Source organism: Cupriavidus taiwanensis (genome assembly GCF_900250115.1).
Lineage (GTDB): Bacteria > Pseudomonadota > Gammaproteobacteria > Burkholderiales > Burkholderiaceae > Cupriavidus > Cupriavidus taiwanensis_B.
Genome location: NZ_LT984803.1, coordinates 1,283,787 through 1,310,251 on the forward strand (window position 1 = coordinate 1,283,787; position 26,465 = coordinate 1,310,251).

Annotated in this window: 20 protein-coding genes; 17 read left to right on the forward strand and 3 right to left on the reverse strand. The window is 67.8% G+C overall.

Translation table 11 applies throughout. The features are described from left to right. Positions 1-95: 95 nt before the first annotated feature. Both CBM2586_RS06240 and CBM2586_RS06245 read right to left on the reverse strand, forming a co-directional pair. Positions 96-728 (reverse strand): response regulator transcription factor, encoded by a 633-nt coding sequence (locus tag CBM2586_RS06240; protein WP_115662376.1) that lies wholly within the window; start codon positions 726-728, stop codon positions 96-98. Positions 729-886: 158 nt separating this feature from the next. After that, entirely contained in the window at positions 887-3,499 is a 2,613-nt protein-coding gene (locus tag CBM2586_RS06245; protein WP_115687043.1) for a PAS domain S-box protein, read from the reverse strand. Between the two features lie 424 nt (positions 3,500-3,923). On the opposite strand from CBM2586_RS06245, the gene aceE reads away from it, so the two are divergent. From aceE to mdcH, 14 genes are all read left to right on the forward strand, one after another. Further along, the gene (gene aceE / locus CBM2586_RS06250; RefSeq protein WP_115687044.1) at positions 3,924-6,611 is read left to right on the forward strand and encodes a pyruvate dehydrogenase (acetyl-transferring), homodimeric type; all 2,688 of its coding nucleotides are present in this window, start codon (positions 3,924-3,926) and stop codon (positions 6,609-6,611) included. Positions 6,612-6,777: 166 nt separating this feature from the next. Then, on the forward strand, positions 6,778-8,460 hold the full coding sequence (aceF, locus tag CBM2586_RS06255) for a dihydrolipoyllysine-residue acetyltransferase (RefSeq protein WP_115687045.1): 1,683 nt from the start codon (positions 6,778-6,780) through the stop codon (positions 8,458-8,460). A 72-nt stretch (positions 8,461-8,532) separates the two neighbouring features. After that, entirely contained in the window at positions 8,533-9,195 is a 663-nt protein-coding gene (locus CBM2586_RS06260) for an MFS transporter (RefSeq protein WP_115662373.1), read from the forward strand. A gap of 33 nt (positions 9,196-9,228) precedes the next feature. Then, positions 9,229-11,013: a dihydrolipoyl dehydrogenase gene (gene lpdA, locus CBM2586_RS06265; RefSeq protein WP_115662372.1), complete on the forward strand. Its 1,785-nt coding sequence runs from the start codon at positions 9,229-9,231 to the stop codon at positions 11,011-11,013. A 991-nt stretch (positions 11,014-12,004) separates the two neighbouring features. Continuing rightward, positions 12,005-13,405, forward strand: coding sequence for an SLC13 family permease (locus tag CBM2586_RS06270; RefSeq protein ID WP_115687046.1), 1,401 nt, complete (start codon positions 12,005-12,007; stop codon positions 13,403-13,405). 34 nt (positions 13,406-13,439) lie between these two features. Further along, on the forward strand, positions 13,440-15,422 hold the full coding sequence (gene acs, locus CBM2586_RS06275; protein WP_115687047.1) for an acetate--CoA ligase: 1,983 nt from the start codon (positions 13,440-13,442) through the stop codon (positions 15,420-15,422). A gap of 62 nt (positions 15,423-15,484) precedes the next feature. Next, positions 15,485-16,402: a LysR family transcriptional regulator gene (locus CBM2586_RS06280; protein ID WP_115687048.1), complete on the forward strand. Its 918-nt coding sequence runs from the start codon at positions 15,485-15,487 to the stop codon at positions 16,400-16,402. 145 nt (positions 16,403-16,547) lie between these two features. After that, the gene (gene mdcA / locus CBM2586_RS06285; RefSeq protein WP_115687049.1) at positions 16,548-18,206 is read left to right on the forward strand and encodes a malonate decarboxylase subunit alpha; all 1,659 of its coding nucleotides are present in this window, start codon (positions 16,548-16,550) and stop codon (positions 18,204-18,206) included. Continuing rightward, positions 18,206-19,174, forward strand: a complete 969-nt coding sequence (locus tag CBM2586_RS06290) for a triphosphoribosyl-dephospho-CoA synthase (protein WP_115687050.1) — start codon at positions 18,206-18,208, stop codon at positions 19,172-19,174. The genes mdcA and CBM2586_RS06290 overlap by 1 nt, the downstream gene beginning before the upstream one ends. Further along, the gene (locus CBM2586_RS06295) at positions 19,174-19,491 is read left to right on the forward strand and encodes a malonate decarboxylase subunit delta (RefSeq protein WP_115662366.1); all 318 of its coding nucleotides are present in this window, start codon (positions 19,174-19,176) and stop codon (positions 19,489-19,491) included. The genes CBM2586_RS06290 and CBM2586_RS06295 overlap by 1 nt, the downstream gene beginning before the upstream one ends. Beyond that, positions 19,488-20,339, forward strand: coding sequence for a biotin-independent malonate decarboxylase subunit beta (locus CBM2586_RS06300; protein ID WP_115687051.1), 852 nt, complete (start codon positions 19,488-19,490; stop codon positions 20,337-20,339). The genes CBM2586_RS06295 and CBM2586_RS06300 overlap by 4 nt, the downstream gene beginning before the upstream one ends. After that, complete coding sequence (gene mdcE, locus CBM2586_RS06305) at positions 20,336-21,172, forward strand: biotin-independent malonate decarboxylase subunit gamma (protein ID WP_115687052.1); 837 nt, start codon at positions 20,336-20,338, stop codon at positions 21,170-21,172. The genes CBM2586_RS06300 and mdcE overlap by 4 nt, the downstream gene beginning before the upstream one ends. After that, complete coding sequence (locus tag CBM2586_RS06310) at positions 21,173-21,829, forward strand: malonate decarboxylase holo-ACP synthase (protein WP_115687053.1); 657 nt, start codon at positions 21,173-21,175, stop codon at positions 21,827-21,829. Then, positions 21,817-22,746, forward strand: a complete 930-nt coding sequence (mdcH, locus tag CBM2586_RS06315; RefSeq protein ID WP_115662362.1) for a malonate decarboxylase subunit epsilon — start codon at positions 21,817-21,819, stop codon at positions 22,744-22,746. Before CBM2586_RS06310 ends, mdcH begins: the two co-directional genes overlap by 13 nt. Positions 22,747-23,111: 365 nt before the next feature. On the opposite strand, the gene phaP1 is transcribed toward mdcH, so the two are convergent. Further along, positions 23,112-23,690, reverse strand: a complete 579-nt coding sequence (gene phaP1 / locus CBM2586_RS06320) for a TIGR01841 family phasin PhaP1 (protein ID WP_115662361.1) — start codon at positions 23,688-23,690, stop codon at positions 23,112-23,114. A 363-nt stretch (positions 23,691-24,053) separates the two neighbouring features. On the opposite strand from phaP1, the gene CBM2586_RS06325 reads away from it, so the two are divergent. From CBM2586_RS06325 to CBM2586_RS06335, 3 genes are all read left to right on the forward strand, one after another. Continuing rightward, a complete protein-coding gene (locus CBM2586_RS06325) occupies positions 24,054-24,986 on the forward strand; it encodes a histone deacetylase family protein (protein ID WP_115662360.1) in 933 nt (310 codons plus the stop codon). After that, a complete protein-coding gene (locus CBM2586_RS06330; RefSeq protein WP_115687054.1) occupies positions 24,983-25,909 on the forward strand; it encodes a DMT family transporter in 927 nt (308 codons plus the stop codon). Before CBM2586_RS06325 ends, CBM2586_RS06330 begins: the two co-directional genes overlap by 4 nt. A gap of 84 nt (positions 25,910-25,993) precedes the next feature. Further along, positions 25,994-26,452 carry an acyl-CoA thioesterase gene (locus CBM2586_RS06335; RefSeq protein ID WP_115662358.1) on the forward strand — a complete coding sequence of 153 codons (459 nt, stop codon included), beginning with the start codon at positions 25,994-25,996 and terminating at the stop codon, positions 26,450-26,452. The last annotated feature ends 13 nt before the right edge of the window (positions 26,453-26,465 follow it).

A 26,465-nucleotide genomic window follows, 5' to 3' on the forward strand; every position in this document is an offset into this window, starting at 1 on the left:
GTAGCCGGGCGTGGGGACGGGCTTGCGGACGGGGCGGGGCGAGTCGCAGGTGCGGCCCAGGGCCGCACCGGACCGGATAGGCAGGCGCGGGCCGCTCAGCTGTTGCGCGACAGCGCCAGGCGCAGCAGGTCGGCGACGGTGTTGACGTTGAGCTTTTCCATGATGTTGGCGCGGTGCGCCTCCACGGTCTTGATGGAAATGCCCAGGTCGTCGGCGATCTGCTTGTTCAGGCGGCCGGCCACGATGCGCTCGAGCACCTGCTGTTCGCGCGTGGTCAGCTTGCCCAGCAGGTCCTTGGCGGCGCGTTGCTCGCGCGCGGTGGAGTGGTCGGTGCGGGCCTTCTGCAGCATGCGCTCGACCAGCGCGCGCAGCTCGGACTCGTCGAAGGGCTTCTCGATAAAGTCGATCGCGCCGCGCTTCATGGTCGACACCGCCATCGGCACGTCGCCGTGGCCAGTGATGAAGACGATGGGGATGTCGATCTGCTCGGCGATCATGCGCTCCTGCAGTTCGGGCCCGCTCATGCCGGGCATGCGCACGTCCAGGATCAGGCAGGACACCTGGCTGGCATCATAGGCGGCGAGGAACTGCTCGGCGCTGGTGAAGCTGCGCACCTGATAGCCATTGCCCTCCAGCAGCCAGGTCAGCGAGTCGCGCATGGCCTCATCGTCGTCGACGATGAACACGGTCTCGCCGCGGTGGGGCGTGGGGTTTGGCGTTGCGGTCATGTAGTCTCCTCGGGACAACAATTCATTGCTGCGAAGTGTAACCGGCAGCGGCCCTCTGTGGCGAGACAGGCCCCCACGTCGGAGGGGAAGCGGGGCGGCCGGCGCCAGGCATCCGATGATGCGCAAGGGTGCGCGCGGCCCGCGCGCGCCGGCTCTGGTTATTCGGCCAGGGTTTCGGCCAGCGCCGACTGCAGCGGCAGCATGATCTTGAATGTACAGCCAATGCCGTCGACATTGTTCTCGACCCACAGCCGGCCCTGGTGCGACTCGATGATGGAGCGGCAGATGTTCAGCCCCATGCCCATGCCGTCGGACTTGGTGCTGAAGAAGGGCTCGAACAGCCGTTCCTTGGTGGCTTCGTCGACGCCCGGGCCCTGGTCGATCACGTCGATATGGACGTTGTCGCCGATCTCGCCCGATTCGACCCGCGCGTGCAGCCGCACCACGCCGCCGGCGCGCAGCGCCGGCAGCCCGGCCATGGCCTCGACCGCGTTCTTGAGCAGGTTTACCAGCACTTGCTCGATCAGCACCGGATCGACATAGACCGTCAGCGGTGGCGCCGGCAGGCGGGTCAGGATGGTGACGCGGCGGCGCGTGGCCTCCAGGTCGGCCAGGCCCACCGCGTCGGCGACGATGTCGTGCAGCGCGGCCTCGCGCCGCTGCGGCTGGCTGCGTTTCACGAAGCCGCGGATGCGGCTGATGATGGTGCCGGCCCGCACCGCCTGCGCCGAGGTCTTCTCCAGCACCGGGATCAGGTCCTCGGGCGTGCTGCGCCCCGAATGCAGCCGGGCCACCGCGCCCATGCAGTAGTTGTTGATCGCCGCCAGCGGCTGGTTCAGTTCGTGCGCCAGCGACGACGCCATCTCGCCCATGGTGGTCAGGCGGCTGGTGAACTGCAGGCGCTCTTCATGCTGGCGCGCCATTTCCTCGGCGGCCTTGCGCACCGTGATGTCGGTGGCGATCTGCATCTGCGCCAGGTGGCCGTCGACCCACTGGATATAGCGGCGGCGCACTTCGAACCATTTCTGCATGTCGGGCACGAACACTTCGCGCGCATCCGACGCGTACGGCATCAGTTCCGATGCCGGCAGGCCGGCGTAGGCATCGACATAGTCGGTGTTGTCGCTCGAGACCTGGTCCTTGTCGAGCTCGTCGCCGGCCAGCTTGACGTGGCCCTCGGCCTCCCAGCCGAACAGCTGGCGATAGTAGCGGTTGGCGAACAGCAGCTCGGCCTTGTCGGTGGCCAGCACCGACACCGCGGCATCCAGGCTCTCCAGCACCGTGGTGAAGCGGTCGTGCGCGGCGGCCAGTTCCTCGCGCGCGCGCTTGGGCTCGGTAATGTCCGTCATCGAGCTCATCCAGCCCGTATGGCGGCCGCGGCTGTCGACCAGCGGCGACACGTACATGCGTGCATAGAAGCTGCTGCCGTCACGGCGCATCACGCGCATCTCGTAGCCGCCGGCGGGCGACTTGCCCTGCAGCGTCAGGTCGATCTGCTTCTGCATCTCCTGCTGGTCGTTGGGCGGCCAGTAGGGGAAGGGCGGCAGGCGCCCGACGAGGTCGTTTTCCTGCCAGCCGGTCATGCGGCAGAAGGCCGGGTTGACGTAGGTGATGCGGCCGTTCAGGTCGAGCGCGCGCAGGCCGATCAGCATCGAGTTTTCCATCGCGCGCCGGAACGAGGTCTCGGCCAGCAGCGCGCGCTGCGCCTCGGAGCGGCGGCTGGTGTGCCGCCACATGCTCCACAGGCTCCACAGCAGGAAGCACGACAGTCCCACCACCAGCCACAGCAGCATGTTGTTGGGCAGGTTCGATGCCGGCGGATAGGCATCGGCGCGCAGCGACAGCGAATGGCCCGGCGGGTCGAGCAGCACCTCGTACGACAGCGCGTTGCCCGGCACCGGGCGCAGCGAGGTGCTGGCGCGGGTCTGGTTGTTCTTGTCGATCAGCGAGAAGCGGTAGCGCTCGGTCAGCTCGGGCGGCAGCAGGTGGGTCAGGATGCCGTTGATCGAATACAGCGCACCGAGCGTGCCGAGGAACTCGTTGTCGCGCACGATCGGCACTTCCATCAGCATGAAGCTGTCGCCGCGCTCGTTGACCAGCGGGCGCGAGTAGACCACGCGCTGGGTCTCGCGCGCGGCGTCAAAGGTGTCGAGCACTTCGGGTTCGAGCGGCTGGTCCTGGTTCTCGCGCAGGCGGCTGGCGAACTCGGAGGTCGACGGCAGCGACCAGCGCCCGCGCTTGGTGGCGTCGAGCCAGTTGATGAAGACGATCTCGGGGTTCTCGCGCAGGATTTCCTGCGCCGCGGTGCGGTAGGCGCCTTGCTCCAGCTGCGCGGCGGCGATGTCGCGCGCGAGCGAGGCCAGCTGGTCCTGGTTGCTCAGCAGCGACAGGCGCACGCGCTGCTGCGCCCAGGCCGCGTCGCGGTACAGCGCATCGCGCTGCTGCTGGCGCTCGGTCTCGTGCAGCGACCACAGGATCACGCCCATGGCCACGGTGAAGAGCACAATGGCTACCAGCGGGATGAACATGAACCAGCTGGTGGCGACCAGGTTGCGCCAGCGCAGCCACCACAGGCCGCGCGGCGGCGCCACCAGGACGCCGTCGTCAGGACCCAGCGCCTCGATCGGCCCCAGGCCGGCCGCCGGCGAAGGCGCATGGGGGACATGCGCGGACTCGCCGCCCGTGGCCTTGGCTGTACCCGACGCATCGGAGGGAAGCATGGCGGCACGCAGGCTGCGGAAAAGACGATCGAGGTGGTTGGAAAACGGCATGGGAGGGATTGACGGCTGACCGGCCAGTGTACCGAGATTATTGCGGTGCGTCGCTTGGGGAAAGCGCCAATGAAATCCCGACGCCGTGCCTCCGCGGCGGCAGGGTGCAGGCACGGGGCTGGCGGGTTCGGCTGTGCTTCTTGGTGCGCTGCCGCATAATTCCACATTATAAAAAACGATATCGCAATTTGAAAATTTCCCTTGTGCTCGACATTGGGCTTCCATAGAATCGGTCCGACCCAAGAATGCGGGCGGTAGCCATGCGCCTGCCGCGCGGAGAAACCGGAACAGGTTTCCCGGCGGCGGCCCCGATGCAAGGCGGCAATGGCGCCGATCTCCGCAAGTCGGTGCGAGTCATACGTTGAGTCGTGTCCGGCGCTGCCAGCGCGGATGCGGAAGCCAAGAATTCACCCAGGAGACAGTCATGTCCGCCGTACCAGAGCAGATCCTCGGCGCCTCGAGCGCCAACGACGCCGATCCCCAGGAAACCCATGAATGGCTCGACGCCCTGCAGGGCGTGCTGGCCGCGGAAGGTCCGGCGCGCGCCGCCTTCCTGATCGACAAGCAGATCGAATACGCCCGCGTCAATGGCGTGACCCAGCCGTTCCACGCCGAGACCCAGTACATCAACACCATCCCGGTCGAGCAGCAGGCGCGCATCCCCGGCGACCAGGACATCGAGCACCGGATCCGCTCGTACACCCGCTGGAACGCCATGGCGATGGTGCTGCGCGCCAACAAGCACACCAATGTCGGCGGACATATCTCGTCGTTTGCCTCGGCGGCCACGCTGTACGACGTCGGCTACAACCACTTCTGGCGCGCCCCCTCGGAACAGAGCGGCGGCGACCTGGTCTTCGTGCAGGGCCACTCGGCTCCGGGCGTGTACTCGCGCGCCTTCCTGCTTGGCCGCCTGAGCCAGGACCAGCTCGACAACTTCCGCCAGGAAGTCGATGGCAAGGGCATCTCGTCGTACCCGCACCCGTGGCTGATGCCGGATTTCTGGCAGTTCCCGACGGTGTCGATGGGCCTGGGCCCGATCATGGCCATCTACCAGGCCCGCTTCATGAAGTACCTGGACAGCCGCGGCCTGGCCAAGGCCGGTGACCGCAAGGTGTGGGCCTTCCTGGGCGACGGCGAGACCGATGAGCCGGAATCGCTGGGCGCGATCGGCATGGCCGGCCGCGAGAAGCTCGACAACCTGGTCTTCGTCATCAACTGCAACCTGCAGCGCCTGGACGGCCCGGTGCGCGGCAACGGCAAGATCATCCAGGAACTGGAGTCCGAGTTCCGCGGCGCCGGCTGGAACGTGATCAAGGTGGTGTGGGGCAGCAAGTGGGATGCGCTGCTGGCGCGCGACACCAAGGGCCTGCTGATGAAACGCATGATGGATTGCGTGGACGGCGAGTACCAGACCATGAAGGCCAAGGACGGCGCCTACGTGCGCGAGCACTTCTTCAACACGCCCGAGCTGAAGGCGATGGTCGCCGACTGGTCCGACGAGGACATCTGGCGCCTGAACCGCGGCGGCCACGACCCGCACAAGATCTACGCCGCCTACAAGGCCGCGAGCGAGCACAAGGGCCAGCCCACGCTGATCCTGGCCAAGACCATCAAGGGCTATGGCATGGGCGACGCCGGCCAGGCCATGAACGTCGCGCACCAGCAGAAGAAGATGCCGGTCGACGCGATCCGCAAGTTCCGCGACCAGTTCAATATCCCGGTCGCCGACGACAAGCTGGAAGAAGTGCCGTACATCACCTTCGAGGAAGGCTCGAAGGAACTGGAATACATGCGCCAGGCGCGCATGAACCTGGGCGGCTACCTGCCGGCCCGCCGCCAGAAGGCCGAAGCGCTGGCGGTGCCCGAGCTGAAGGCGTTCGAGGCGCTGCTCAAGGCCACCGGCGAGGGCCGCGAAGTGTCCACCACCATGGCCTTCGTGCGGATCCTGAACACGCTGCTGAAGGACAAGCAGATCGGCAAGCACGTGGTGCCGATCGTCCCGGACGAGTCGCGCACCTTCGGCATGGAAGGCCTGTTCCGCCAGGTCGGCATCTGGAACCAGGAAGGCCAGAAGTACGTGCCGGAAGACCATGACCAGCTGATGTTCTACAAGGAATCGCAGACTGGCCAGGTGCTGCAGGAAGGCATCAACGAAGCCGGCGCCATGTGCGACTGGATCGCCGCCGCCACGTCGTACTCGACCCACGGCGTGCAGATGATCCCGTTCTACATCTATTACTCGATGTTCGGCATCCAGCGCATCGGCGACCTGTGCTGGGCCGCCGCCGACATGCGCTCGCGCGGCTTCCTGCTGGGCGGCACTGCCGGCCGCACCACGCTGAACGGCGAAGGCCTGCAGCATGAAGACGGCCATTCGCACGTGTTCCACGCGGTCATCCCCAACTGCATCTCGTACGACCCGACCTTCCAGTACGAACTGGCGGTGATCATGCAGGACGGCCTGCGCCGCATGTATGCCGAGCAGGAAGACGTCTACTACTACCTGACGGTGATGAACGAGAACTACGAGCATCCGGAAATGCCGGCTGGCGTAGAGCGGGACATCGTCAAGGGCATGTACCAGTTCCGCAAGGGTGTCGAGAACAGCAACGCGCCGCGCGTGCAGCTGCTGGGCTCGGGCACGATCTTCCGCGAGGTGATCGCCGCCGCCGACCTGCTGAAGAAGGACTGGGGCGTCGAGTCCGACCTGTGGGGCTGCCCGAGCTTCACCGAGCTGGCGCGCGACGGCCAGGCCGCCGAGCGCTTCAACCTGCTGCACCCGGCCGAGACCCAGCGCGAAGCCTTTGTCACGCAGAAGCTCAAGTCGGCGCGCGGTCCGGTGATTGCCTCGACCGACTACGTGCGCACCTTCGCCGAGCAGATCCGTCCGTATGTGCCGCGCCGCTACGTGGTGCTGGGCACCGACGGCTTCGGCCGCTCGGACACGCGCGAGAAGCTGCGCCACTTCTTCGAAGTGGACCGCTACTGGGTCACGCTGGCCGCGCTCAAGGCGCTGGCCGACGAGGGCGCGATCGGGCGCGACAAGGTCGCCGAGGCCATCAAGAAGTACAACCTCGACCCGAACAAGCCCAACCCGATGTCGGTCTGATCCGGCAGCCTGCACCCACCCCCGCAGTACGGCAGCGCCGTGGCACGGGCGCCCGGGCATAGTCCCGATGGCGCCTTGCGGCACGGCGGCGTGACAGAAGCGGGCGGCGAAGGTAATCTCGCCGCTTGCGGACGTCGCGCGTGCCGGCCTGCCCAGGAGACACTGAATGAGTCAAGCGATTGAAATCAAGGTGCCGGATATCGGCGACTATGACGCCGTTCCCGTCATTGAAGTGCATGTAAAACCCGGCGACAGCATCAACGCGGAAGACGCGCTGGTGACGCTGGAGTCGGACAAGGCCACCATGGACGTGCCCTCGCCGCAGGCCGGCGTGGTCAAGGACGTCAAGATCAAGGTGGGCGACAACGTCGCCGAAGGCTCGGTACTGGTGATGCTGGAACCGGCCGGCCAGGCCGCTGCCGCACCCGCGCCCGCACCGGCTGCTGCTCCGGCTCCCGCTCCCGCTGCGGCACCTGCCGCGGCCGCGCCGGCCCCTGCGCCCGCGCCGGCTCCCGCCGCGGCGCCGGCCGGCGCTGGTGGCACCATCGAAGTCAAGGTGCCGGATATCGGCGACTATGACGCCGTGCCCGTGATCGAAGTCCACGTCAAGCCGGGCGACACCATCAGCGCGGAAGACGCGGTGGTGACGCTGGAATCGGACAAGGCCACCATGGACGTGCCCTCGCCGCAGGGCGGCGTGGTCAAGGAAGTCAAGGTCAAGGTCGGCGACAACGTGTCGGAAGGCACGCTGCTGCTGATCCTGGAAGGCGCCGCGGCAGCCGCGGCCGCACCGGCCGCTGCGGCCGCGGCGCCGGCACCGGCTGCCAGCGCGCCCGCCCCGGCGCCGGCTCCGGCGGCCGCGCCTGCGCCCGTGCCGGCCGCCGCTGCTGCGGCGGCTGCGCCGGCCGCCGCCGGCGCAACCGGCAAGGCCGCCCACGCCAGTCCCTCGGTGCGCAAGTTCGCGCGCGAGCTGGGCGTCGATGTCTCGCGCGTGCCCGGCACCGGCCCCAAGGGCCGCATCACCCAGGAAGACGTGCAGAACTACGTCAAGGGCGTGATGACCGGCCAGGCCGCCGCGCCGGCACAGGCTGCCGCCGCCGGCGCCGGTGGTGGCGAGCTGGGCCTGCTGCCGTGGCCGAAGGTCGATTTCACCCGCTTCGGCGAAGTCGAAAGCAAGGCGCTGTCGCGCATCAAGAAGATCTCGGGTGCCAACCTGCACCGCAACTGGGTCATGATCCCGCACGTCACCAACCATGACGAAGCGGACATCACCGAGCTCGAGGCCTTCCGCGTCCAGCTGAACAAGGAAAACGAGAAGGCCGGCATCAAGGTGACCATGCTGGCGTTCATGATCAAGGCCACGGTCGCGGCGCTGAAGAAGTTCCCGAACTTCAATGCCTCGCTCGACGGCGACAACCTGGTGCTGAAGAAGTACTTCAACATCGGCTTCGCCGCGGATACCCCGAACGGCCTGGTCGTGCCGGTGATCAAGGACGCCGACAAGAAGGGCGTGCTCGAGATCAGCCAGGAAATGAGCGAGCTGGCCAAGCTGGCGCGCGAGGGCAAGCTCAAGCCCGACCAGATGCAGGGCGGCTGCTTCTCGATCTCGTCGCTGGGCGGCATCGGCGGCACGTACTTCACGCCGATCATCAATGCGCCCGAAGTGGCGATCATGGGCGTGTGCAAGTCGTACCTGAAGCCGGTGTGGGACGGCAAGCAGTTCGCGCCGCGCCTGACGCTGCCGCTGTCGCTGTCGTGGGACCATCGCGTCATCGACGGTGCCGAGGCCGCGCGCTTCAACACCTACTTCGCGCAACTGCTGGCGGACTTCCGCCGCATCCTGCTCTAAGCGGGGTGGCGCCGCGCGGGCAGGGCGATTGCCCGGGCCGCGCGGCGCGCCACGCGCAACCGGGAGCAAGCCATGACTACCTGTGTTGTCGTCAGGAAGGGCGCCGAGGTGGCGATCGCGGCGGACGCGCTCGTGACCTTCGGCGATACGCGCCTGTCGCGCGCGTACGAGCGCAACCAGAAAGTGTTTCCGGTGGGCGACGGCTTTATCGCGCTGGCCGGGACCACCGCGCACTTCCCGGTGATGCGCACGCTGCTGGCGGGGCTCGGCGACGAGTGCCGGCTGGGCTCGCGCGACGACGTCTTCCGCACCTTCCTGAAGGTGCACGAGAAGCTGAAGTCGGACTACTTCGTCAACACCAAGGAAGACGATGACGACCCCTACGAGTCGTCGCAGATCGTATGCCTGATCGCCAATCCGGCGGGCATCTTCGGCGTCTACTCGTATCGCGAGGTGTTTTCGTTCGATCGCTTCTGGGGCATCGGCTCTGGCCGCAACTACGCGCTGGGCGCGATGCACGCGGTCTATGACCGGCCGGACCTTGGCGCGGGCGAAATCGCGCGCATCGGCGTCGATGCCGGCGTGGAATTCGACAAGAGTTCGGCGGGGCCGATCGAGGTGCATACCGTGCGGCTGCACGAGCAGGACGCCGCGGCGGCACCGGACGAGGACGATGGCGCGGGCGGCAATCCGGCGACCGGCAACGCAGCAACCAACAACGATGGCGCGCCCTGAGGCCGAGAGGCGGGCGCGCATAGAGGAGCAAACATGAGTGTGATCGAAGTCAAGGTGCCGGATATCGGCGATTTCGACGCGGTGGAAGTGATCGAGGTGCTGGTCAAGGCCGGCGACACGGTCGAGGTGGAACAGTCCCTGATCGTGCTGGAATCCGACAAGGCCAGCATGGACGTGCCGTCGTCGGCTGCCGGCAAGGTGGTCGACGTCAAGGTCAAGGTCGGCGACAAGGTGGGCCAGGGCGCGGTGATCTGCACCATCGAGGCCCAGGCAGGCGCGGCCGCTGCGCCTGCCCCCGCACCGGCCCCGGCGCCCGCGCAAGCCCCGGCGCCGGCCCCCGCGGCGGCGCCGGCTCCCGCCGCCGCCAGCCACGCGGGCGGTGCCGATATCCAGTGCGAGATGCTGGTGCTGGGGGCCGGTCCCGGCGGCTACTCGGCCGCCTTCCGCGCCGCCGACCTGGGCATGAATACCGTGCTGGTGGAGCGCTACGGCACCCTCGGCGGGGTCTGCCTGAACGTGGGCTGCATCCCGTCCAAGGCGCTGCTGCACAACGCCGCGGTGATCGACGAAGCCAAGGCGCTGGCCGCCCACGGCATCCTGTTCGGCGAAGCCAAGATCGACCTGGACGGCCTGCGCCACTACAAGAACCAGGTGGTCGGCAAGCTGACCGGCGGCCTGGCCGGCATGGCCAAGGCGCGCAAGGTGCAGGTGGTGCGCGGGGTCGGCAATTTCCTCGACCCGCATCACCTTGAAGTGGAACTGACCGAAGGCGAAGGCAAGCAGACCACCGGCAAGAAGACCGTGATCCGCTTCGACAAGGCCATCATTGCCGCCGGCAGCCAGGCGGTGAAGCTGCCCTTCATTCCGGAAGACCCGCGCATCGTCGACTCGACCGGCGCGCTGGAGTTGCCGGAAGTGCCCAACAAGATGCTGGTGATCGGCGGCGGCATCATCGGCCTGGAAATGGCCACGGTGTACAGCACGCTGGGCGCCGACATCGATGTCGTCGAAATGCTGCCGGGCCTGATGAACGGTGCCGACCGCGACCTGGTCAAGGTCTGGGAAAAGAAGAACAAGGACCGCTTCGGCAAGGTGATGCTGAACACCAAAACGGTCGCGGTGGAAGCCAGGCCGGATGGCATCTACGTCAGGTTCGAGGGCGAGCAGGCGCCGGCCGAGGCGCAGCGCTATGATCTGGTGCTGGTGTCGGTGGGCCGTTCGCCCAACGGCAAGCGCATCAGCGCCGAGAAGGCCGGCGTTGCCGTGACCGAGCGTGGCTTTATCGACGTCGACAAGCAGATGCGCACCAACGTGCCGCATATCTACGCGATCGGCGATATCGTCGGACAGCCGATGCTGGCGCACAAGGCCGTGCACGAAGCCCACGTGGCCGCGGAAGCCGCGCATGGCGAGAAGGCGTTCTTCGACGCCAAGCAGATTCCGTCGGTGGCCTTCACCGATCCGGAAGTGGCGTGGGCCGGCCTGACCGAGGACGAGTGCAAGGCCAGGGGCATCAAGTACAGCAAGGGCGTGTTCCCCTGGGCGGCTTCGGGCCGCGCCATCGCCAACGGCCGCGACGAGGGCTTCACCAAGCTGATCTTCGACGAGGAAACGCATCGCGTGATCGGCGGCGGCATCGTCGGCACGCATGCCGGCGACCTGATCAGCGAAGTGTGCCTGGCGATCGAGATGGGCGCCGACGCGGTGGATATCGGCAAGACCATCCATCCGCACCCGACGCTGGGCGAGTCGATCGGCATGGCGGCGGAGATCTACGAAGGCACGTGCACGGACGTGCCGCCCCCGCGCAAGCGTTGATTCCGGCTTGGCGCAGCGGCTCAATGGCTTGCGCTTCTGAGCCGCTGGGCGCCGGCGCTCGGTTCAGTGTGGAAAGCGGCCGAGCATCGCTCGCGGACCACGAACGGCCATAGCTTGCGCCCCTGGCATGGCGCAAGTCGACCTGCTCGTCCGCCCGTGCGGACGAGCTGCGTCGCGCAATGAGCCGGATACACGCGCGCGCGAGCCTGAAAGATGATGCGATCAGCGCAATCATCGGGCGATTCAGCGTTTCTTCACAGAGGGACGCGATGGCTGCACGTCGCGGCAGCGTCATAACACGCGGCGAAGGCTGGAACTGACTTCCTCGAAGCCGTTGCGCAGATCGCACGCGAAAGTGCGCCTTCATCCTGGCCGAGTCGGTGCTCCGACTCCAGTGGCTACCATCCTCGCTCATCCTCGCTCGGGGAAGCTCGATAGTCTCGAGGTCGTCGATTCGATAGTTGATCGCCGTGTCGGGGGGGGGGCAGCTCCCGTGCTCGACAGGTCATTTTCTCCGACAGCTCTTCTCGCACTCGCGCCCGCACGGCATTTGCCGCACCTGGCGTTCCACAACTCCGGACTCCCGGGTTCGAAGTTGCCCTGCTGGCACTTTCATGGTTCAGCGGGCGAAACAGTGCGTTCGGCCTCCATGGCCATGCAACCGTCCTTGTGCTGGCCGTCCCGCGGCGCGCGAGCGCCTGCTTTCCGCTTTCCGTAAGAGTCAGCTCGGCCGCTTAATTGATGGCCTGGCCTGTCCGCCATATCGTTCAGCCAAATCAACAAGTCGATACTGGCGCCGCACGGGGCATTGCCCGTGCCGGTTTCCGTGCAGCCTGACCATCAAGGAGACAAGACACATGGCCTATCCCTTCCACACGTTGCCGTAGCGGCAGATCCGAATCGCCGGCAGCCGGCCCCTGCGCTGCCGGGTTCCCCTGACTTCCTTGCCAGTCGGCGTGCGCAGACGCGCGCGAGCCGCCATGGAGCCGTTATGTCGTCACACGCCATTTCCATCTCGGTGCTGGGCCTGATGTTTATCATCGCCACGGTATTGCCAATCAACATGGGCGCACTTGCCTTTGTCGGTGCCTTCCTGGTCGGCACGCTGGTCGCGGCCATGCCGGCCAAGGCTATCCTTGCCGGTTTCCCCGTCGACCTGTTCCTGACCCTGGTCGGCATCACCTACCTGTTCGCCGTGGCGCAGAACAACGGCACCATCGACTGGCTGGTGCGGCTCGCGGTGCGCGCCGTGGGCGGCAGGATCGCCGCCATTCCATGGATCATGTTCATGATCGCGGCGCTGCTGACGTCGGTCGGCGCGGTCAGCCCGGCGGCGGTGGCCATCATCGCGCCGATTGCGCTGGGCTTCGCCGCGCGCTATGGCATCAACCCGCTGCTGATGGGCCTGATGGTCATCCACGGCGCGCAGGGTGGCGGCTTCTCGCCGATCAGCATCTATGGCGGCATCACCAACAAGATCGTGCAGAAGGCCGGGCTGCCGCTCAATGAGATGGCGACGGCATTCGCCAGCCTGGGCGTGAACCTGGCCGTGGCCGCCGGTCTCTTCGTTGCGCTGGGCGGGCTGCGCCTGATGCGGCAGTCGGCACCGGCGGCGGCACAGCCGGTCGCCGGCGGCGTGCTGGCCATGGGGGCGCCGTTCGGCGCGCGCACCGTGCCGGCACAGGGGGCGCAGATCTACGGCGATGCGGAAGCCGAGGCCGGCATGGAAGAGCAGAAGACGATGGCGCGCGACCGCGCTGCGCTGCTCGGCAGCGAACCGGAAGCCGCCGCCGAAGCCCCTGCCGGGCTCTACCAGTACCTGACCGTGGCCGGCCTGGCCGCGCTGGCGGTGCTGACGCTCTATTTCAAGCTCGATATCGGCTTTGTCTCGCTGACCATCGCGCTGCTGCTCACGCTGATGGCGCCGGAACTGCAGAAGCGCGCGCTGAGCCAGGTGTCGTGGCCCGAGATCATGCTGATCGTCGGCGTCAGCACCTTCGTCGGGGTGATGGACAAGATGGGCACCATCGACTTCGTCGGCCACAGCGTCGCCGGCCTGACGTCCCCGCTGATGGCCGCGCTGCTGCTGTGCGTGGTGGGCGCGGTGGTGTCGGCCTTCGCCTCGTCGACTGCCGTGCTGGGTTCGCTGATCCCGCTGGCGGTGCCGTTCCTGCAGCAGGGCTCGGACGTGAGCGCCATCGGCTTTATCGCCGCGATGGCCGTGTCCTCCACCATCGTCGACGTCAGCCCGTTCTCGACCAATGGCGCGCTGGTGCTCGCCAACGCGCAGGGCGTGGACCGGCAGGCCTTCTTCCGCACGCTGCTGATCTATGGCGCGCTGGTCACCGTGATCGCGCCGGTGGTGTTGTGGCTCGTCTTCGTCGTGCTGTGAGTGTTTTCCTGTTGCCGCTACCTGACTCCTGACCATGAAACTGCTTGAATCCGTCATGCCCGCCCAGCAGGGCATCTGGCCGGCGCGAACCCCGGCCCGGCCGGCCGCCATTCCCAGCATGGACGCCTACCGCGCCCTGTGCGACGAGGCCGAGCGGGACTACGAGGGCTTCTGGGCCCGCCACGCCCGCGAGCTGCTGCACTGGAACAAGCCCTTCACCAAGGTGCTGGACGAGAGCAATGCGCCGTTCTACAAGTGGTTCGAGGACGGCCAGCTCAATGCCTCCTACAACTGCCTGGACCGCAACCTGCAGAACGGCAACGCCGACAAGGTCGCGATCGTGTTCGAGGCCGATGACGGCGCCGTCAGCCGCGTCACCTACCGCGAGCTGCATGCGAAGGTGTGCCGGCTGGCCAATGGCCTGAAGACGCTTGGCATCAAAAAGGGCGACCGCGTGGTGATCTACATGCCGATGTCGGTCGAGGGCGTGGTCGCGATGCAGGCCTGCGCGCGCCTGGGCGCCACGCACTCGGTGGTGTTCGGCGGCTTCTCGGCCAAGTCGCTGCAGGAGCGGCTGGTCGACGTGGGCGCGGTGGCGCTGATCACCGCCGACGAGCAGATGCGCGGCGGCAAGGCGCTGCCGCTGAAGGCCATCGCCGACGACGCGCTGGCGCTGGGCGGCTGCGAGGCCGTCAGGAACGTGATCGTCTACCGCCGCACCGGCGGCAATGTCGGCTGGACCGAGGGCCGCGACCGCTGGCTCGACGAGGTCTGCGCCAACCAGCCCGATACCTGCGAGGCCGAGCCGGTCGGCGCCGAGCACCCGCTGTTCGTGCTCTATACCTCCGGCTCCACCGGCAAGCCCAAGGGCGTGCAGCACAGCACCGGCGGCTACCTGCTGTGGGCGCTGATGACGATGAAGTGGACCTTCGACATCAAGCCCGACGACCTGTTCTGGTGTACCGCCGACATCGGCTGGGTCACCGGCCACACCTATATCGCCTACGGCCCGCTGGCCGCCGGCGCCACCCAGGTGGTATTCGAGGGCGTGCCGACCTATCCGAACGCCGGCCGCTTCTGGGACATGATCGCGCGCCACCAGGTCAGCATCTTCTACACCGCGCCGACCGCGATCCGCTCGCTGATCAAGGCGGCCGAGGCCGACGAGAAGATCCACCCGAAGCAATACGACCTGTCCAGCCTGCGCCTGCTCGGCACCGTGGGCGAGCCGATCAACCCGGAGGCGTGGATGTGGTACTACAAGAACGTCGGCAATGAGAACTGCCCGATCGTCGACACCTTCTGGCAGACCGAGACCGGCGGCCACATGATCACGCCGCTGCCGGGCGCGACGCCGCTGGTGCCGGGCTCGTGCACGCTGCCGCTGCCGGGCATCATGGCCGCCATCGTCGACGAGACCGGCCATGACGTGCCCAACGGCAACGGCGGCATCCTGGTGGTCAAGCGCCCATGGCCGGCGATGATCCGCACCATCTGGGGCGATCCGGAGCGCTTTAAAAAGAGTTATTTCCCCGAGGAACTGGGCGGCAAGCTCTACCTGGCTGGCGATGGCTCGATCCGCGACAAGGACACCGGCTACTTCACCATCATGGGCCGCATCGACGACGTGCTGAACGTGTCGGGCCACCGCATGGGCACGATGGAGATCGAGTCGGCGCTGGTGGCCAACCCGCTGGTGGCCGAGGCCGCGGTGGTGGGGCGCCCCGACGACATGACCGGCGAGGCGATCTGCGCCTTCGTCGTGCTCAAGCGCGCGCGCCCGAGCGGCGACGAGGCCGTCAAGATCGCCACCGAACTGCGCAACTGGGTCGGCAAGGAGATCGGCCCGATCGCCAAGCCCAGGGACATCCGCTTTGGCGACAACCTGCCCAAGACGCGCTCGGGCAAGATCATGCGGCGCCTGCTGCGGTCGCTGGCCAAGGGCGAAGAGATTACGCAGGACACCTCGACGCTGGAGAACCCGGCGATCCTCGAGCAGCTTGGCCAGTCGAGTTAGCGGTGCGCACTCGCCGCCACGCGGCTAAGATAGGAGCCTGCCCCCCAACCACAGCCTGAGCCATGAGAATCCGCATCGGCGAAGAGATCACCTTCCGCAAGCTCGAAGCCCTGCTGGCGTTCATGGAATCGGGCAACCTGGCCAAGGCGGCCGAGATCCTCGATACCAGCACGGTCAGCGTGCACCGCGCGCTGCATTCGCTGGAAGAGGGCACCAGTTGCGCGCTGTTCCGCCACGAGGGCCGCAACCTGATCCCGACCGACGCCGCCCATGTGCTGGCGGATACGGCAAGGGAAGTGCTCAAGGCCATGGCCGACGGCATCCGCGCCACGCGCGAGGCCGCCGGCTTTTCGGCCGACCACGTCAAGATCGGGTCGCTCTATTCGCTGACGGTCCAGACCGTGCCCAAGATCGTGATCGGCCTGAAGCTGCGGCGCCCGGAACTGCAGACCGAGCTGGTGCTGGGATCGAATGCGGACCTGCTGCAAAAGCTCAAGCAGGGCTCGATCGACGCCGCGCTGATGGCCGTGCCCGACCCCGACCCGGAGATCGAGTCGATCCCGCTGTTCGAGGACGATATCTTTTTTGCGGCGCCGGCCGATTCGCCCTATGCCTCGATGCCCGCGGTGGACCTGCGTGCCTGCCGGGACGAGCCGTTCGTCACCCTGAGCGAGGGTTTCGTCACCTACAGCGGCTTTGTCGAGGCGTTCCGCATCGCCGAATTCACGCCCAATGTGGTGATGAAGGTCGGCGATATCTTTTCGCTGATGAACCTGGTGGGCGGCGGCATCGGCTATACGCTGCTGCCGGGCCGGGTAAAAGGCGTGTATTCGCGCAATGTGGCCTTCGTGCCGCTGGCCGGCGAGTACGACATCAAGCAGACCATCGCCCTGAACTTCCTGCGCCGCCGCGAGCGGGATCCCAACCTGCTGGCGCTGGCCGCGGCGTGCCGCATGGCGATGCGCGACGCTGACCAGTAAGGGCACGGAGCGGCTTTTCGCCCGCGCCCTGGTCTCCCCTGGTCTCGCTTCCGGCCAGCGTAACGGTTCATTTCCCGGCGTGATTGTTTGCCGGACGGCGCCTGTTTAAGGTGGAGCCATCAGACAGACGCCAGCCGGAGACGCGATGACCAACACCAGCACGGGCCGCCAATGGAATACCCGCAGGGAAGCCAAGGCGCGCCGCAAGCAGAACGCCGCCGCCATTGCCGATGGCAAGGTGGTGCCGACCAGCGACATCGTCGCCTTCCTGGAGGCCGTGCTGGCCTGCGGCGACCGCGTCGTGCTGGAGGGCAACAACCAGAAGCAGGCTGACTTCCTGTCGCGCTCGCTGGCGCAGGTCGATCCCGCGCGCGTGAGTGCGCTGCACATGATCATTCCGAGCGTCAGCCGGGTCGAGCACCTGGACCTGTTCGAGCGCGGCATCGCGCGCAAGCTGGATTTCTCGTACGCGGGGGCGCAGAGCATCCGCATCTCGCAGTTCCTGGAGGACGGGCAGCTCGAAGTGGGCGCGATCCATACCTATATCGAGCTGTATTCGCGGCTGTACGTCGACCTGGTGCCCAATGTGGTGCTGATCGCCGGCTACAAGGCCGATCGCCAGGGCAACCTCTACACCGGCCCGAGTACTGAAGATACGCCGGCACTGGTCGAGGCCGCGGCCTTCCGCGACGGGCTGGTGATCGCGCAGGTCAACGAGATCGTCGACGATCCCGCGGGCCTGCCGCGCGTCGACGTGCCGGGCTCCTGGATCGACTACGTGGTGCAGGCGGACCAGCCTTTCTTCTGCGAACCGCTGTTCACGCGCGACCCGCGGCTGATCAAGCCGGTCCACGTGCTGATGGCGATGATGGCGATCCGCGGCATCTACGAGCGCCACCAGGTGCAGTCGCTGAACCATGGCATCGGCTTCAACACCGCGGCGATCGAGCTGATCCTGCCGACCTACGGCGAGTCGCTCGGGCTCAAGGGCAAGATCTGCAAGTACTGGACCCTCAACCCGCATCCGACGCTGATCCCGGCGATCGAAACCGGCTGGGTCGAAAGCGTGCACAGCTTCGGCAGCGAGCTGGGCATGGAAGGCTATGTCGCCGCGCGCCCGGACGTTTTCTTTACCGGCGCGGACGGCTCGATGCGCTCGAACCGGGCCTTCTGCCAGCTTGCCGGCCAGTACGCGGTGGACCTGTTCATCGGCTCGACGCTGCAGATCGACGGCGACGGCCATTCGTCCACGGTGACGCGCGGGCGCCTGTCCGGCTTCGGCGGCGCGCCCAATATGGGCCACCAGCCGGGCGGGCGCCGGCACCCGACGCCGGCGTGGCTGGACCTGATCGAAACCGACGATCCGCTCGCGCGCGGCCGCAAGCTGGTGGTGCAGATGGTCGAGACCTTCCAGGCGGGCGGCAAGCCGACCTTCGTCGAATCGATGGATGCGGTCGAGGTCGCGCGCGAAAGCGGCATGCCGCTGGCGCCGGTGATGATCTACGGCGACGACGTCACGCACGTGCTGACCGAAGAAGGCATCGCCTACCTGTACAAGGCGCAATCGCTGGAACAGCGGCGCCGCATGATTGCCGCCGTGGCGGGCGTCACGCCCATCGGCCTGAAGCACGATCCCGCCACCACGCGCCGGATGCGCAGCGACGGCCTGATCGCGTTGCCGGAAGACCTGGGCGTGCAGCGCAGCCTGGCGACGCGCAGCCTGCTTGCGGCCAAAAGCATGGCCGACCTGGTCGACTGGTCCGGCGGGCTGTACGAGCCGCCGGCACGCTTCCGGAGCTGGTGATGGCAGGCGCCACCGCAAGGATCCTGCAAGTGCAGGCCCCGCAGACCCCCTACGCGCCCGGGCAGCGCCCGGCGGCCTCCGCCCAGGCCGAGGCGCTGGCGGGACTGGCCGTCAGCGCCATCGCCGAGGAAGCGCGGCTCTCGCCCAAGCCCGGCCTGGTCGACAGCCGCGGCAACGGGGCCCATGCCGACCTGACCTTGCCGCTGATGCTGCGCTCGGCGCACGCGCTGGGGCCGTCGTTCGCGGCCATGGCCGATGCCGGGCTACAGGCACCGCACGTGGGCTATGGCCTGCGCGAACAGCTGGGCGCGCTCGGCCGCGAGGCCGAGGCCGTGATGCTGTCCGCCACCGGCGGCGTCAACACGCATCGCGGCGCGATCTGGTGCATCGGCCTGCTGGTCGGGGCCGCGGCGCACGCGAGCACTGCCGGGCTGGGTGCCGGTGCCGGGAGCATCAGCGCCACGGCCGGCGCCATTGCCTCACTGGCGGACCGGCACCGGCCGGTGCTCACCGGCAACAAGGGCGAGCTCGCCTGCCTGGCCTACGGGGTAGGCGGCGCGCGGGCGCAGGCGCGCGCCGGCTTCCCGCACGTGACACGGCTGGCGCTGCCGGCGCTGCGGCGCAGCCGCGCGCGTGGCGAGCCGGAATCGACGGCGCGCCTGAACGCGCTGCTCGCGCTGATGAGCGAGCTGGACGACACCTGCGTGCTGGCCAGGTCGGGGCGGCCCGGGCTGGACTTCATGCAGGCCGGCGCCAGGGCGGTGCTGTCGGCAGGCGGCGCGGGCACGGTCGCCGGGCGGCGCCACCTGCGCAGCCTCGACGCCGGCATGCTGGCCAGGCGGGCTTCGCCGGGCGGCGCGGCGGACCTGCTGGCCGCGACGATTTTCCTCGACCGGCTGTCACAGGATCGGACTGCCGGCGTGACGGCGGCGAAAACGGCCGAGAAAAGCGGCTTCAGGGGACTCTGATGGAACAACTGCGATTTGAATTCCCGGCGGGACAGCCGGCCACCGTACGCGTACTGGTCGGCGTGGTGGGCTCGGGCGACCTCGAGGTCGTGGTCGAGCCCGGCCAGGGCGGCAAGACCACGGTGGAGGTCACCACCTCGGTCAATGGCTACGGCCGCGTCTGGGATGCGCAGCTCTCGCGCGTCTTCGCCGCCGAGCCGCGCGCGGCGATGCATATCCGCATCCACGATTTCGGCGCGACGCCGGGCGTGGTCGGCATGCGCCTGGCGGAAGCGTTTGAAGCGCTGGGCGATCCGCAACAAGGAGACGGCGCATGAACACGGCGGAACTGCTGGCGCGCAACAGCTTTATCGAACTCGGCGCACGCGAGCGCGCGCGTGCATTGCTCGACCCGGGCACCTTCCGCGAACTGGCGGGCCCGTTCGATGGCCTGCAGTCGCCGTGGCTGCCGCCGCAAGGCGTGGTGCCGCAGAGCGATGACGGCGTGGTGGTGGCCAAGGGCCGCATCGACCAGATGCCGGTGGTGGTGCTGGCGATCGAAGGCGCCTTCCAGGGCGGCAGCATGGGCGAGGTCGGCGGCGCCAAGATCGCCGGGGCGCTGGAGCTGGCGGCCGAGGACAACCGGCGCGGCGAACCGACCCGCGCGGTGCTGCTGCTGGAAACCGGCGGCGTGCGCCTGCAGGAGGCCAATCTTGGCCTGGCCGCGATTGCCGAGATCCATGCCGCGATCGTCGACCTGCGCCGGTACCAGCCGGTGGTCGGCGTGATCGCGGGGCAGGTGGGCTGCTTTGGCGGCATGTCGATCGCGGCCGGCCTGTGCAGCGCGCTGGTGATGACGCAGGAAGGGCGGCTGGGTCTGAACGGCCCGGCCGTGATCGAGCAGGAAGCGGGCATCGCCGAGTACGACTCGCGCGACCGGCCCTTTATCTGGAGCTTTACCGGCGGCACGCAGCGCGTTGCCACCGGCTTCGCCGATGCGTATGTCGACGACGATTGCGACGCGATGCGCGCGCAGGTGGCCGCGCTGCTGCGCGAGCCGGTCCCCGCCAGCCATCGTAGCGAGCAAGTCACGCAGTACCTGGCCGCGCTGCAGGCGTACGACGCCAGCACCCAACCCACGCCCGCGCAGGTGCAGGCGCTGTTTCAACGGGGGACCGACGCATGAACGCACCACTTCATCCCGCTGCCGCGCGCGAAGCCAGCCGCGGCGAACGCTGGCTGCAGGCGCTGGCGCCGACGGCGTCGCGCCAGCCGGGCTATCCGGACTCCGTGCAGGTGGCCGACGGCGAACTGGCCGGCACCGCGGTGCGCTGGATCGCGCTGGTGCCCGATGCCGGCAGCCGCTTCCCGCGCGCGCGCAACGGCGAAGCCGGGCTGCTCGAGGGCTGGTCGCTGGCGCGCGCGGTACGCGAGGCGATCGAGGCGGACCGCGTCGCCCCCGCAAAACGCGCTATCGTGGCGATCGTCGACACGCCCAGCCAGGCGTACGGCCGGCGCGAAGAGGCGCTGGGTATCCACCAGGCGCTGGCCGGTGCGGTCGCCGCGTATGCCGAGGCACGCCTCGCCGGACATCCGGTGGTGGCGCTGATCGTCGGGCGCGCCATGTCGGGCGCTTTCCTCGCGCACGGCTACCAGGCCAATCGCATCATCGCGCTCAAGGACCGGGGCGTGCTGGTGCATGCGATGGGCAAGGAGGCGGCCGCCCGCATCACCATGCGCACGGTCGAGGAGCTGGAGGCACTGGCGTCGACGGTGCCGCCGATGGCCTACGACATCGAGAACTTCGCCACGCTGGGCATCCTGTGGCGGCTGATCGAGGTCGAGTCGGCCAGTGCGCCGGTGGCGGCCGATGCGCACCTCGCGCGCGACACCATCCTGTCCGCGCTGGCCGACATCCGCCGCGACCCGACGCAGGGCCTGCAAGGCCGCCTCGGCGGGATCAACCGGAAGGCGTCGGCCGCGGTGCGCGCGTGCCTGTCGCGGCAATGGCAAGCCTGAATGTCGCCACACCCACTCGCCCCGCCGGCGCCGCACGACCTGGTCTGGCTGGATGACCCGGCCAGTGCGCTGGCGCGCGCTGCGCTGCCGGCATGGGTCTCTCTGCCGGCACTGGACGACACGCCGCTGGTCGTGCGGCGCGACCGCCGCCGGCCGGGCGAGATCCCGGTCGGCCTGCGCGGCCGCACGCGCGCGGAGCGCTTCGGCACCTGGATTGCGCCGTCGGCGATCCGCAAGCTTGTCACGCCGATGGAGCTGGCCGCCCGACGCGCCTGGCGGCTGCGCCCGGAACTGATGGCATTGCCTGCAATCCGCTCGCTCGAGGCCATCGCCGACCGGCTCGATGGGGCCGGCATCCACTGGGGCGTGGCCGGCAGCGCGGGCTTCTCGCTCGCCTGCGCGCGCAACGTGCTGCATGCCGACAGCGACCTGGATCTGCTCGTGAACGCGGACCGGTCACTGGCGGCCAGCCATCTCAAACTGCTTGCCGAACTGCAGCGCGCCACGCCGGTCCGCATCGACATCCAGGTCGCGACACCGTACGGCGGCTTTGCGCTGCTGGAACGCCTGCGCAGCGGGGGCAGGGTGCTGCTGAAGACGGATCACGGCCCGTACCTGTGCGACGATCCCTGGCAACCATCGCCATGCAAGTCCTGATCACGTTTCCCGGGCAGGGGACACAGCGCCCCGGCATGCTGAAGCACCTGCCAGCCGATCCGGCAGTGACGGCGGTGCTGGCCGAAGCGGAGGAGGTCTTGCAAGTGCCGGTGGCAGGCATGGATACGGCCGAGCGCCTGCAATCCACGGTCTGGACGCAACTGTGCCTGCTGACTTCAGGGGTGGCCATGGCACGTTGCCTGGCCGCGCACGATGCCAACGCCGATGCCGTGGCCGGACTTTCCATCGGCGCCTATGCCGCCGCGGTGACTGCCGGCGTGCTCTCCTTTGCCGATGCCTTGCGGCTGGTGCGCCTGCGCGGGGAACTGATGGCGCAGGCCTATCCCCGCGGCTATGGCATGACCGCCATCCTGGGGCTCGACCGGAACCGGCTCGCACCGCTGGTGGCGCAGGTGTGCTCGCCGCAACGTCCGGTGTACCTGGCGAACTTCAACGCCCCGACGCAGATCGTGATCGCCGGCAGCGAGGCTGCGATGGCCGAGGTCTCGGCATTGGCGCGCGCCGCCGGCGCGCAGGCGGCCAAGCCGGTGGCGATCCATGTGCCATCTCATTGCGCGCTGCTCGATGCCGCGGCGCATGCGTTGCAACAGGCCATGCAGGACGTGGCGCTGTGCGCGCCCTCGCTGCGCTATTTCAGCGCCAGCAAGGCGCGCGAGTTGCGCGATCCGCGCAGGATCGCCGATGACCTGGCGCTGAACATGGCCACACCGGTGCGGTGGCATGAAACCATGCAGCTGGCCCATGCCAATGGCGCACGGCTGGTGGTGGAAGCGCCGCCGGGCGATGTGCTGACGCGGTTGGCACAGCCGGTCTTTGCCGACGGCATCACCCTGACATGCGACCGGGCACGGCTGGATTCCATCGTGGCGATAGTGAAGCGGCACGCCTTGAACTGACGTAGAACAAGGCAATTCCGCTATTCCGGATTCCCCTTGAACCAGCGCTGCATCGGGAAACTCCGCTTTGCAATTAACCGCCAAGAATCGCCGGCATCGTCGTGGCGGGGCGTGCAGCGGAAAGGGGATAGGGGATAGGGGCAGCCTGGTTAGCAGCAAAAAAAAACCCGACCTGTAGAGGTCGGGTTTAACGATACCTTTGGACAAGGAGACCGCGGTACCGAGGAGACATCGGCAGACAAGGCAGCGCCGGGCCGGTCGGTCATGGCACTCCCTTCGTCGTTGGCAAAGCCCACGGCAACGCGTGGCGATGGGCTTTGCCAACGGACCGGCCGCAGCCGGTCCGGTTTCAGCGCAGGGCGCTATCAGGCAGCAGCGGCCTTCTTCGCCGTGGCCGTGCGGGCCGTGGCGCTGGCTTGCTGGGCAGCCTTGGTGGCAGCCGTGGCGGCGGCCTGGAAGTTGGTTTCAGCGATTTCGACCGCTTGCTTGGTCGCCTTCTGCACCGACTCGTAGGCGTTGTTGGCAGCGGAGATCGCCGACTTCACGATGGCCACGGTCGATTCCGAACCGGCCGGGGCGTTCTTGGCGAAGTTCTCGACCAGGGCCTGGACGTTCTTCGAGCCTTCGGCCAGCTGGGCCTCGGCCACCTTGGCGAATTCGCTCTGGGTTTCCGAAGCGATCTCGTACAGGTGACGGGTGTAGGCCAGGGTCTTTTCGGCGACCGGCTGCACGGCTGCGGCCTGGATCGCCAGCAGTTCCTGTGCGTCCTTGGCCGACAGCGCCTTCTTGGCGTTGTCAACGTTTTCGGCGAAGGTGGTCTTGATGACCTGCAGATTCAGTTCGACGAGCTTTTCGACGCCTTCAAACGCCTTGGTGGTCAGGCCGAACAGCGTTTCGAGGTTAGCCTTTTGTGCTGCTGCGACTTGTTCCGGGGTGAGGATCATTGCTGGTCTCCAGTGGTGAGCTTCAAGGTCAAGCAAATTAAGCCGCCTAGATGTCAGGACCGTGACGGTGTTATACCCGCTTCGGCCAGCCCAGGCGTGTGGGTGGGTCAGGGCGCCCAATCCGTTTTTTTTCGTTTGTGCGCCGCAACAAGCCGTATTGTAGGGGCGGCCGAATCAATGTCAAGGAAATTTTGTGCATCGCACAAAATCCGGCGAGCGGGCTCCGCGGCAAGTGGCGTCGCAGCCATCCGGGCGCCGCCGGCAATGCCCGTGCAGGGGTGCTACCATGCCAGGCTGCCCGCGGTGGCCGGCCGAGGCCGGAACACCAACACGATGTGAACAGAATCGCCCAGGCCTCTTTCCATGCTCGCTTTCTACGCCGACCACTTCGTGCTGCCGCTGCCGCCCGGGCATCGCTTCCCCATGCGCAAGTACAGCATGCTGCGCGACGCGGTGTCGGCCCAGGTACCGGGGCTGCGCCTGTGCGAGGCGCCGCGCGCCGGCGACGATGCGCTGCTGCTGGCGCACACGGCGGAATATGTAGAGGCGGCCTCGGCCGGGACGCTCGACGCGGGGCGCCAGCGCGAGATCGGCTTTCCCTGGTCCGAAGCGATGGTGGAGCGCTCGCGCCGTTCGGCGGGCGCCACCATCGAGGCCTGCCGCAGCGCGCTGCGTGAAGGCATCGCCGTGAACCTGGCGGGCGGCACGCACCACGCATACGCGGACAGGGGTGGCGGTTTCTGCGTCTTCAACGATGCCGCCATCGCCGCCCGCGTATTGCAGCGCGACGGCGTGGCGCGCCGCGTGGCGGTGATCGACCTCGACGTGCATCAGGGCAACGGCACCGCCTCGATCCTGCACGGCGACCCGTCGGTATTCACGCTGTCGCTGCACGGCGAGAAAAACTACCCGTTCCGCAAGGAAGCGAGCGACCTCGACGTCGGCCTGCCGGATGGCTGCGACGACGAGGCCTACGCGCAGGCGCTGCAGGCGGCGCTGGACACGCTGTTCCGCCGCTTCGAGCCGGACCTGCTGATTTACCTGGCCGGCGCGGACCCGCACGAGGGCGATCGGCTCGGGCGGTTGAAACTGACCCTGGCCGGCCTGGCCCGGCGCGACCGCCTGTTGTTCGACGCGGCGCAAGCACGCCAGCTGCCGGTGGCGGTGACCATGGCCGGCGGCTACGGCAACCAGATCGAAGACACCGTTGCCGTCCATGCGCAGACGGTGCGGCTCGCCGCGCAATATCACGCCCTTTACGCGCAAGTTGCGCAACTTGCGCGGCTTGCGTCATGAGCGAGGTGATCGAGCCAGGCTGCACCGGCGCGGCCAACCCGCGCGCCACGCTATGGGTGGCGTCGATGCCGTGGCTGTTCGTGCTGATCTGGAGCACCGGCTTTATCGTCGCCAAATACGGCATGCCGTATGCGGAGCCGATGACCTTCCTGTTCCTGCGCTTTGCCGGCGTGCTGGTGCTGATGGTGCCGTTCGTGCTGCTGGCGCGCGTGCCGCTGCCGCGCGTGACCGGATCGACCGCAACCGACTGGCGCGCGGTGGGGCATATTGCCGTGGCCGGCCTGCTGCTGCAGGCGGGCTATCTCGGCGGAGTATGGGCCGCGATCAGGCTCGGCATGCCGGCCGGCGTGTCGGCGCTGATCGTCGGCATGCAGCCGATCCTGACCGCGCTGATCGCCACGCGCATGGGCGAGCGCATCGGCGCGCGCCAGTGGCTGGGCCTGCTGCTGGGCCTTGCCGGCGTGGCACTGGTGGTGGCCAACAAGCTGGGCACGAGCGGCTTGACGCCGGCCAGCCTCGCGCTGGCTGGCGGCGCGTTGCTCAGCATCACCGTGGGCACGGTCTACCAGCGGCATTTCTGCCCGGTGTTCGACCTGCGCATGGGTTCGGTGATCCAGTTCGCCGCGGCGGCGCTTGCCTGCGTGCCGTTCATGTTGCTGTTCGAGACGCGGGTGGTGCAGTGGACTGCCGCGATGCTGGGCGCGCTGGCGTGGTCGGTGGTGGCGTTGTCGATCGGCGCGATCTCGCTGCTGTTCCTGCTGATCCGCCAGGGTGCGGCCACCAAGGTGTCCAGCCTGATGTACCTGACGCCGCCCACCACGGCGGTGATGGCCTGGTTGCTGTTCGGCGAGCGCTTCCCGCCACTGGCGGCAGCCGGCATGGTGCTGGCCGCGCTGGGTGTCGCGCTTGTCATCCGTCGCTAGTGGCCGCGCGTTCGTATCGCGTAGGCCGCTGGTTCAGAATCTTCGCATTTCGTACTGCTTCGCGTCCTGTCTCCCTCTCGCCCCATGAAACCGCAAGCCGAATCGCGCAGTGCCTATCCGTACTTCCAGCCGATCACCACGCGTTGGATGGACAACGATGTCTATGGCCACGTTAACAACGTTGTCTACTACAGTTATTTTGACACCGTGGTGAATACCTACCTGATCCGGCAGGGCGTGCTCGATGTCACGTCGGGCGAGACCATCGGGCTGGTGATCGAGACGCAGTGCAACTACTTCTCGTCGCTCAGTTTTCCCGAGACCGTGGTCGCGGGTTTACGCGTAGCCAGGCTGGGTACGTCGAGCGTGCGCTATGAGGTGGGCCTGTTCAGCGGCGACAACGAGGTCGCGGCCGCGCAAGGGCATTTCATTCACGTCTATGTCGATCGCGCTACGCGCCGGCCGGTACCGTTGCCGGGCGCGTTGCGCGAAGCGCTGCTGCCCTTGGCAGCGGCGGGCGCGGTGACGGGCGCACGGGAATAGTACGGGGCAACAG

Coding starts and splice junctions, on each gene's coding strand:
- CBM2586_RS06240 (WP_115662376.1), bottom strand. CDS start 728: ATGACCGCAACGCCAAACCCCACGCCCCACCGCGGCGAGACCGTGTTC.
- CBM2586_RS06245 (WP_115687043.1), bottom strand. CDS start 3,499: ATGCCGTTTTCCAACCACCTCGATCGTCTTTTCCGCAGCCTGCGTGCC.
- aceE (WP_115687044.1), top strand. CDS start 3,924: ATGTCCGCCGTACCAGAGCAGATCCTCGGCGCCTCGAGCGCCAACGAC.
- aceF (WP_115687045.1), top strand. CDS start 6,778: ATGAGTCAAGCGATTGAAATCAAGGTGCCGGATATCGGCGACTATGAC.
- CBM2586_RS06260 (WP_115662373.1), top strand. CDS start 8,533: ATGACTACCTGTGTTGTCGTCAGGAAGGGCGCCGAGGTGGCGATCGCG.
- lpdA (WP_115662372.1), top strand. CDS start 9,229: ATGAGTGTGATCGAAGTCAAGGTGCCGGATATCGGCGATTTCGACGCG.
- CBM2586_RS06270 (WP_115687046.1), top strand. CDS start 12,005: ATGTCGTCACACGCCATTTCCATCTCGGTGCTGGGCCTGATGTTTATC.
- acs (WP_115687047.1), top strand. CDS start 13,440: ATGAAACTGCTTGAATCCGTCATGCCCGCCCAGCAGGGCATCTGGCCG.
- CBM2586_RS06280 (WP_115687048.1), top strand. CDS start 15,485: ATGAGAATCCGCATCGGCGAAGAGATCACCTTCCGCAAGCTCGAAGCC.
- mdcA (WP_115687049.1), top strand. CDS start 16,548: ATGACCAACACCAGCACGGGCCGCCAATGGAATACCCGCAGGGAAGCC.
- CBM2586_RS06290 (WP_115687050.1), top strand. CDS start 18,206: ATGGCAGGCGCCACCGCAAGGATCCTGCAAGTGCAGGCCCCGCAGACC.
- CBM2586_RS06295 (WP_115662366.1), top strand. CDS start 19,174: ATGGAACAACTGCGATTTGAATTCCCGGCGGGACAGCCGGCCACCGTA.
- CBM2586_RS06300 (WP_115687051.1), top strand. CDS start 19,488: ATGAACACGGCGGAACTGCTGGCGCGCAACAGCTTTATCGAACTCGGC.
- mdcE (WP_115687052.1), top strand. CDS start 20,336: ATGAACGCACCACTTCATCCCGCTGCCGCGCGCGAAGCCAGCCGCGGC.
- CBM2586_RS06310 (WP_115687053.1), top strand. CDS start 21,173: ATGTCGCCACACCCACTCGCCCCGCCGGCGCCGCACGACCTGGTCTGG.
- mdcH (WP_115662362.1), top strand. CDS start 21,817: ATGCAAGTCCTGATCACGTTTCCCGGGCAGGGGACACAGCGCCCCGGC.
- phaP1 (WP_115662361.1), bottom strand. CDS start 23,690: ATGATCCTCACCCCGGAACAAGTCGCAGCAGCACAAAAGGCTAACCTC.
- CBM2586_RS06325 (WP_115662360.1), top strand. CDS start 24,054: ATGCTCGCTTTCTACGCCGACCACTTCGTGCTGCCGCTGCCGCCCGGG.
- CBM2586_RS06330 (WP_115687054.1), top strand. CDS start 24,983: ATGAGCGAGGTGATCGAGCCAGGCTGCACCGGCGCGGCCAACCCGCGC.
- CBM2586_RS06335 (WP_115662358.1), top strand. CDS start 25,994: ATGAAACCGCAAGCCGAATCGCGCAGTGCCTATCCGTACTTCCAGCCG.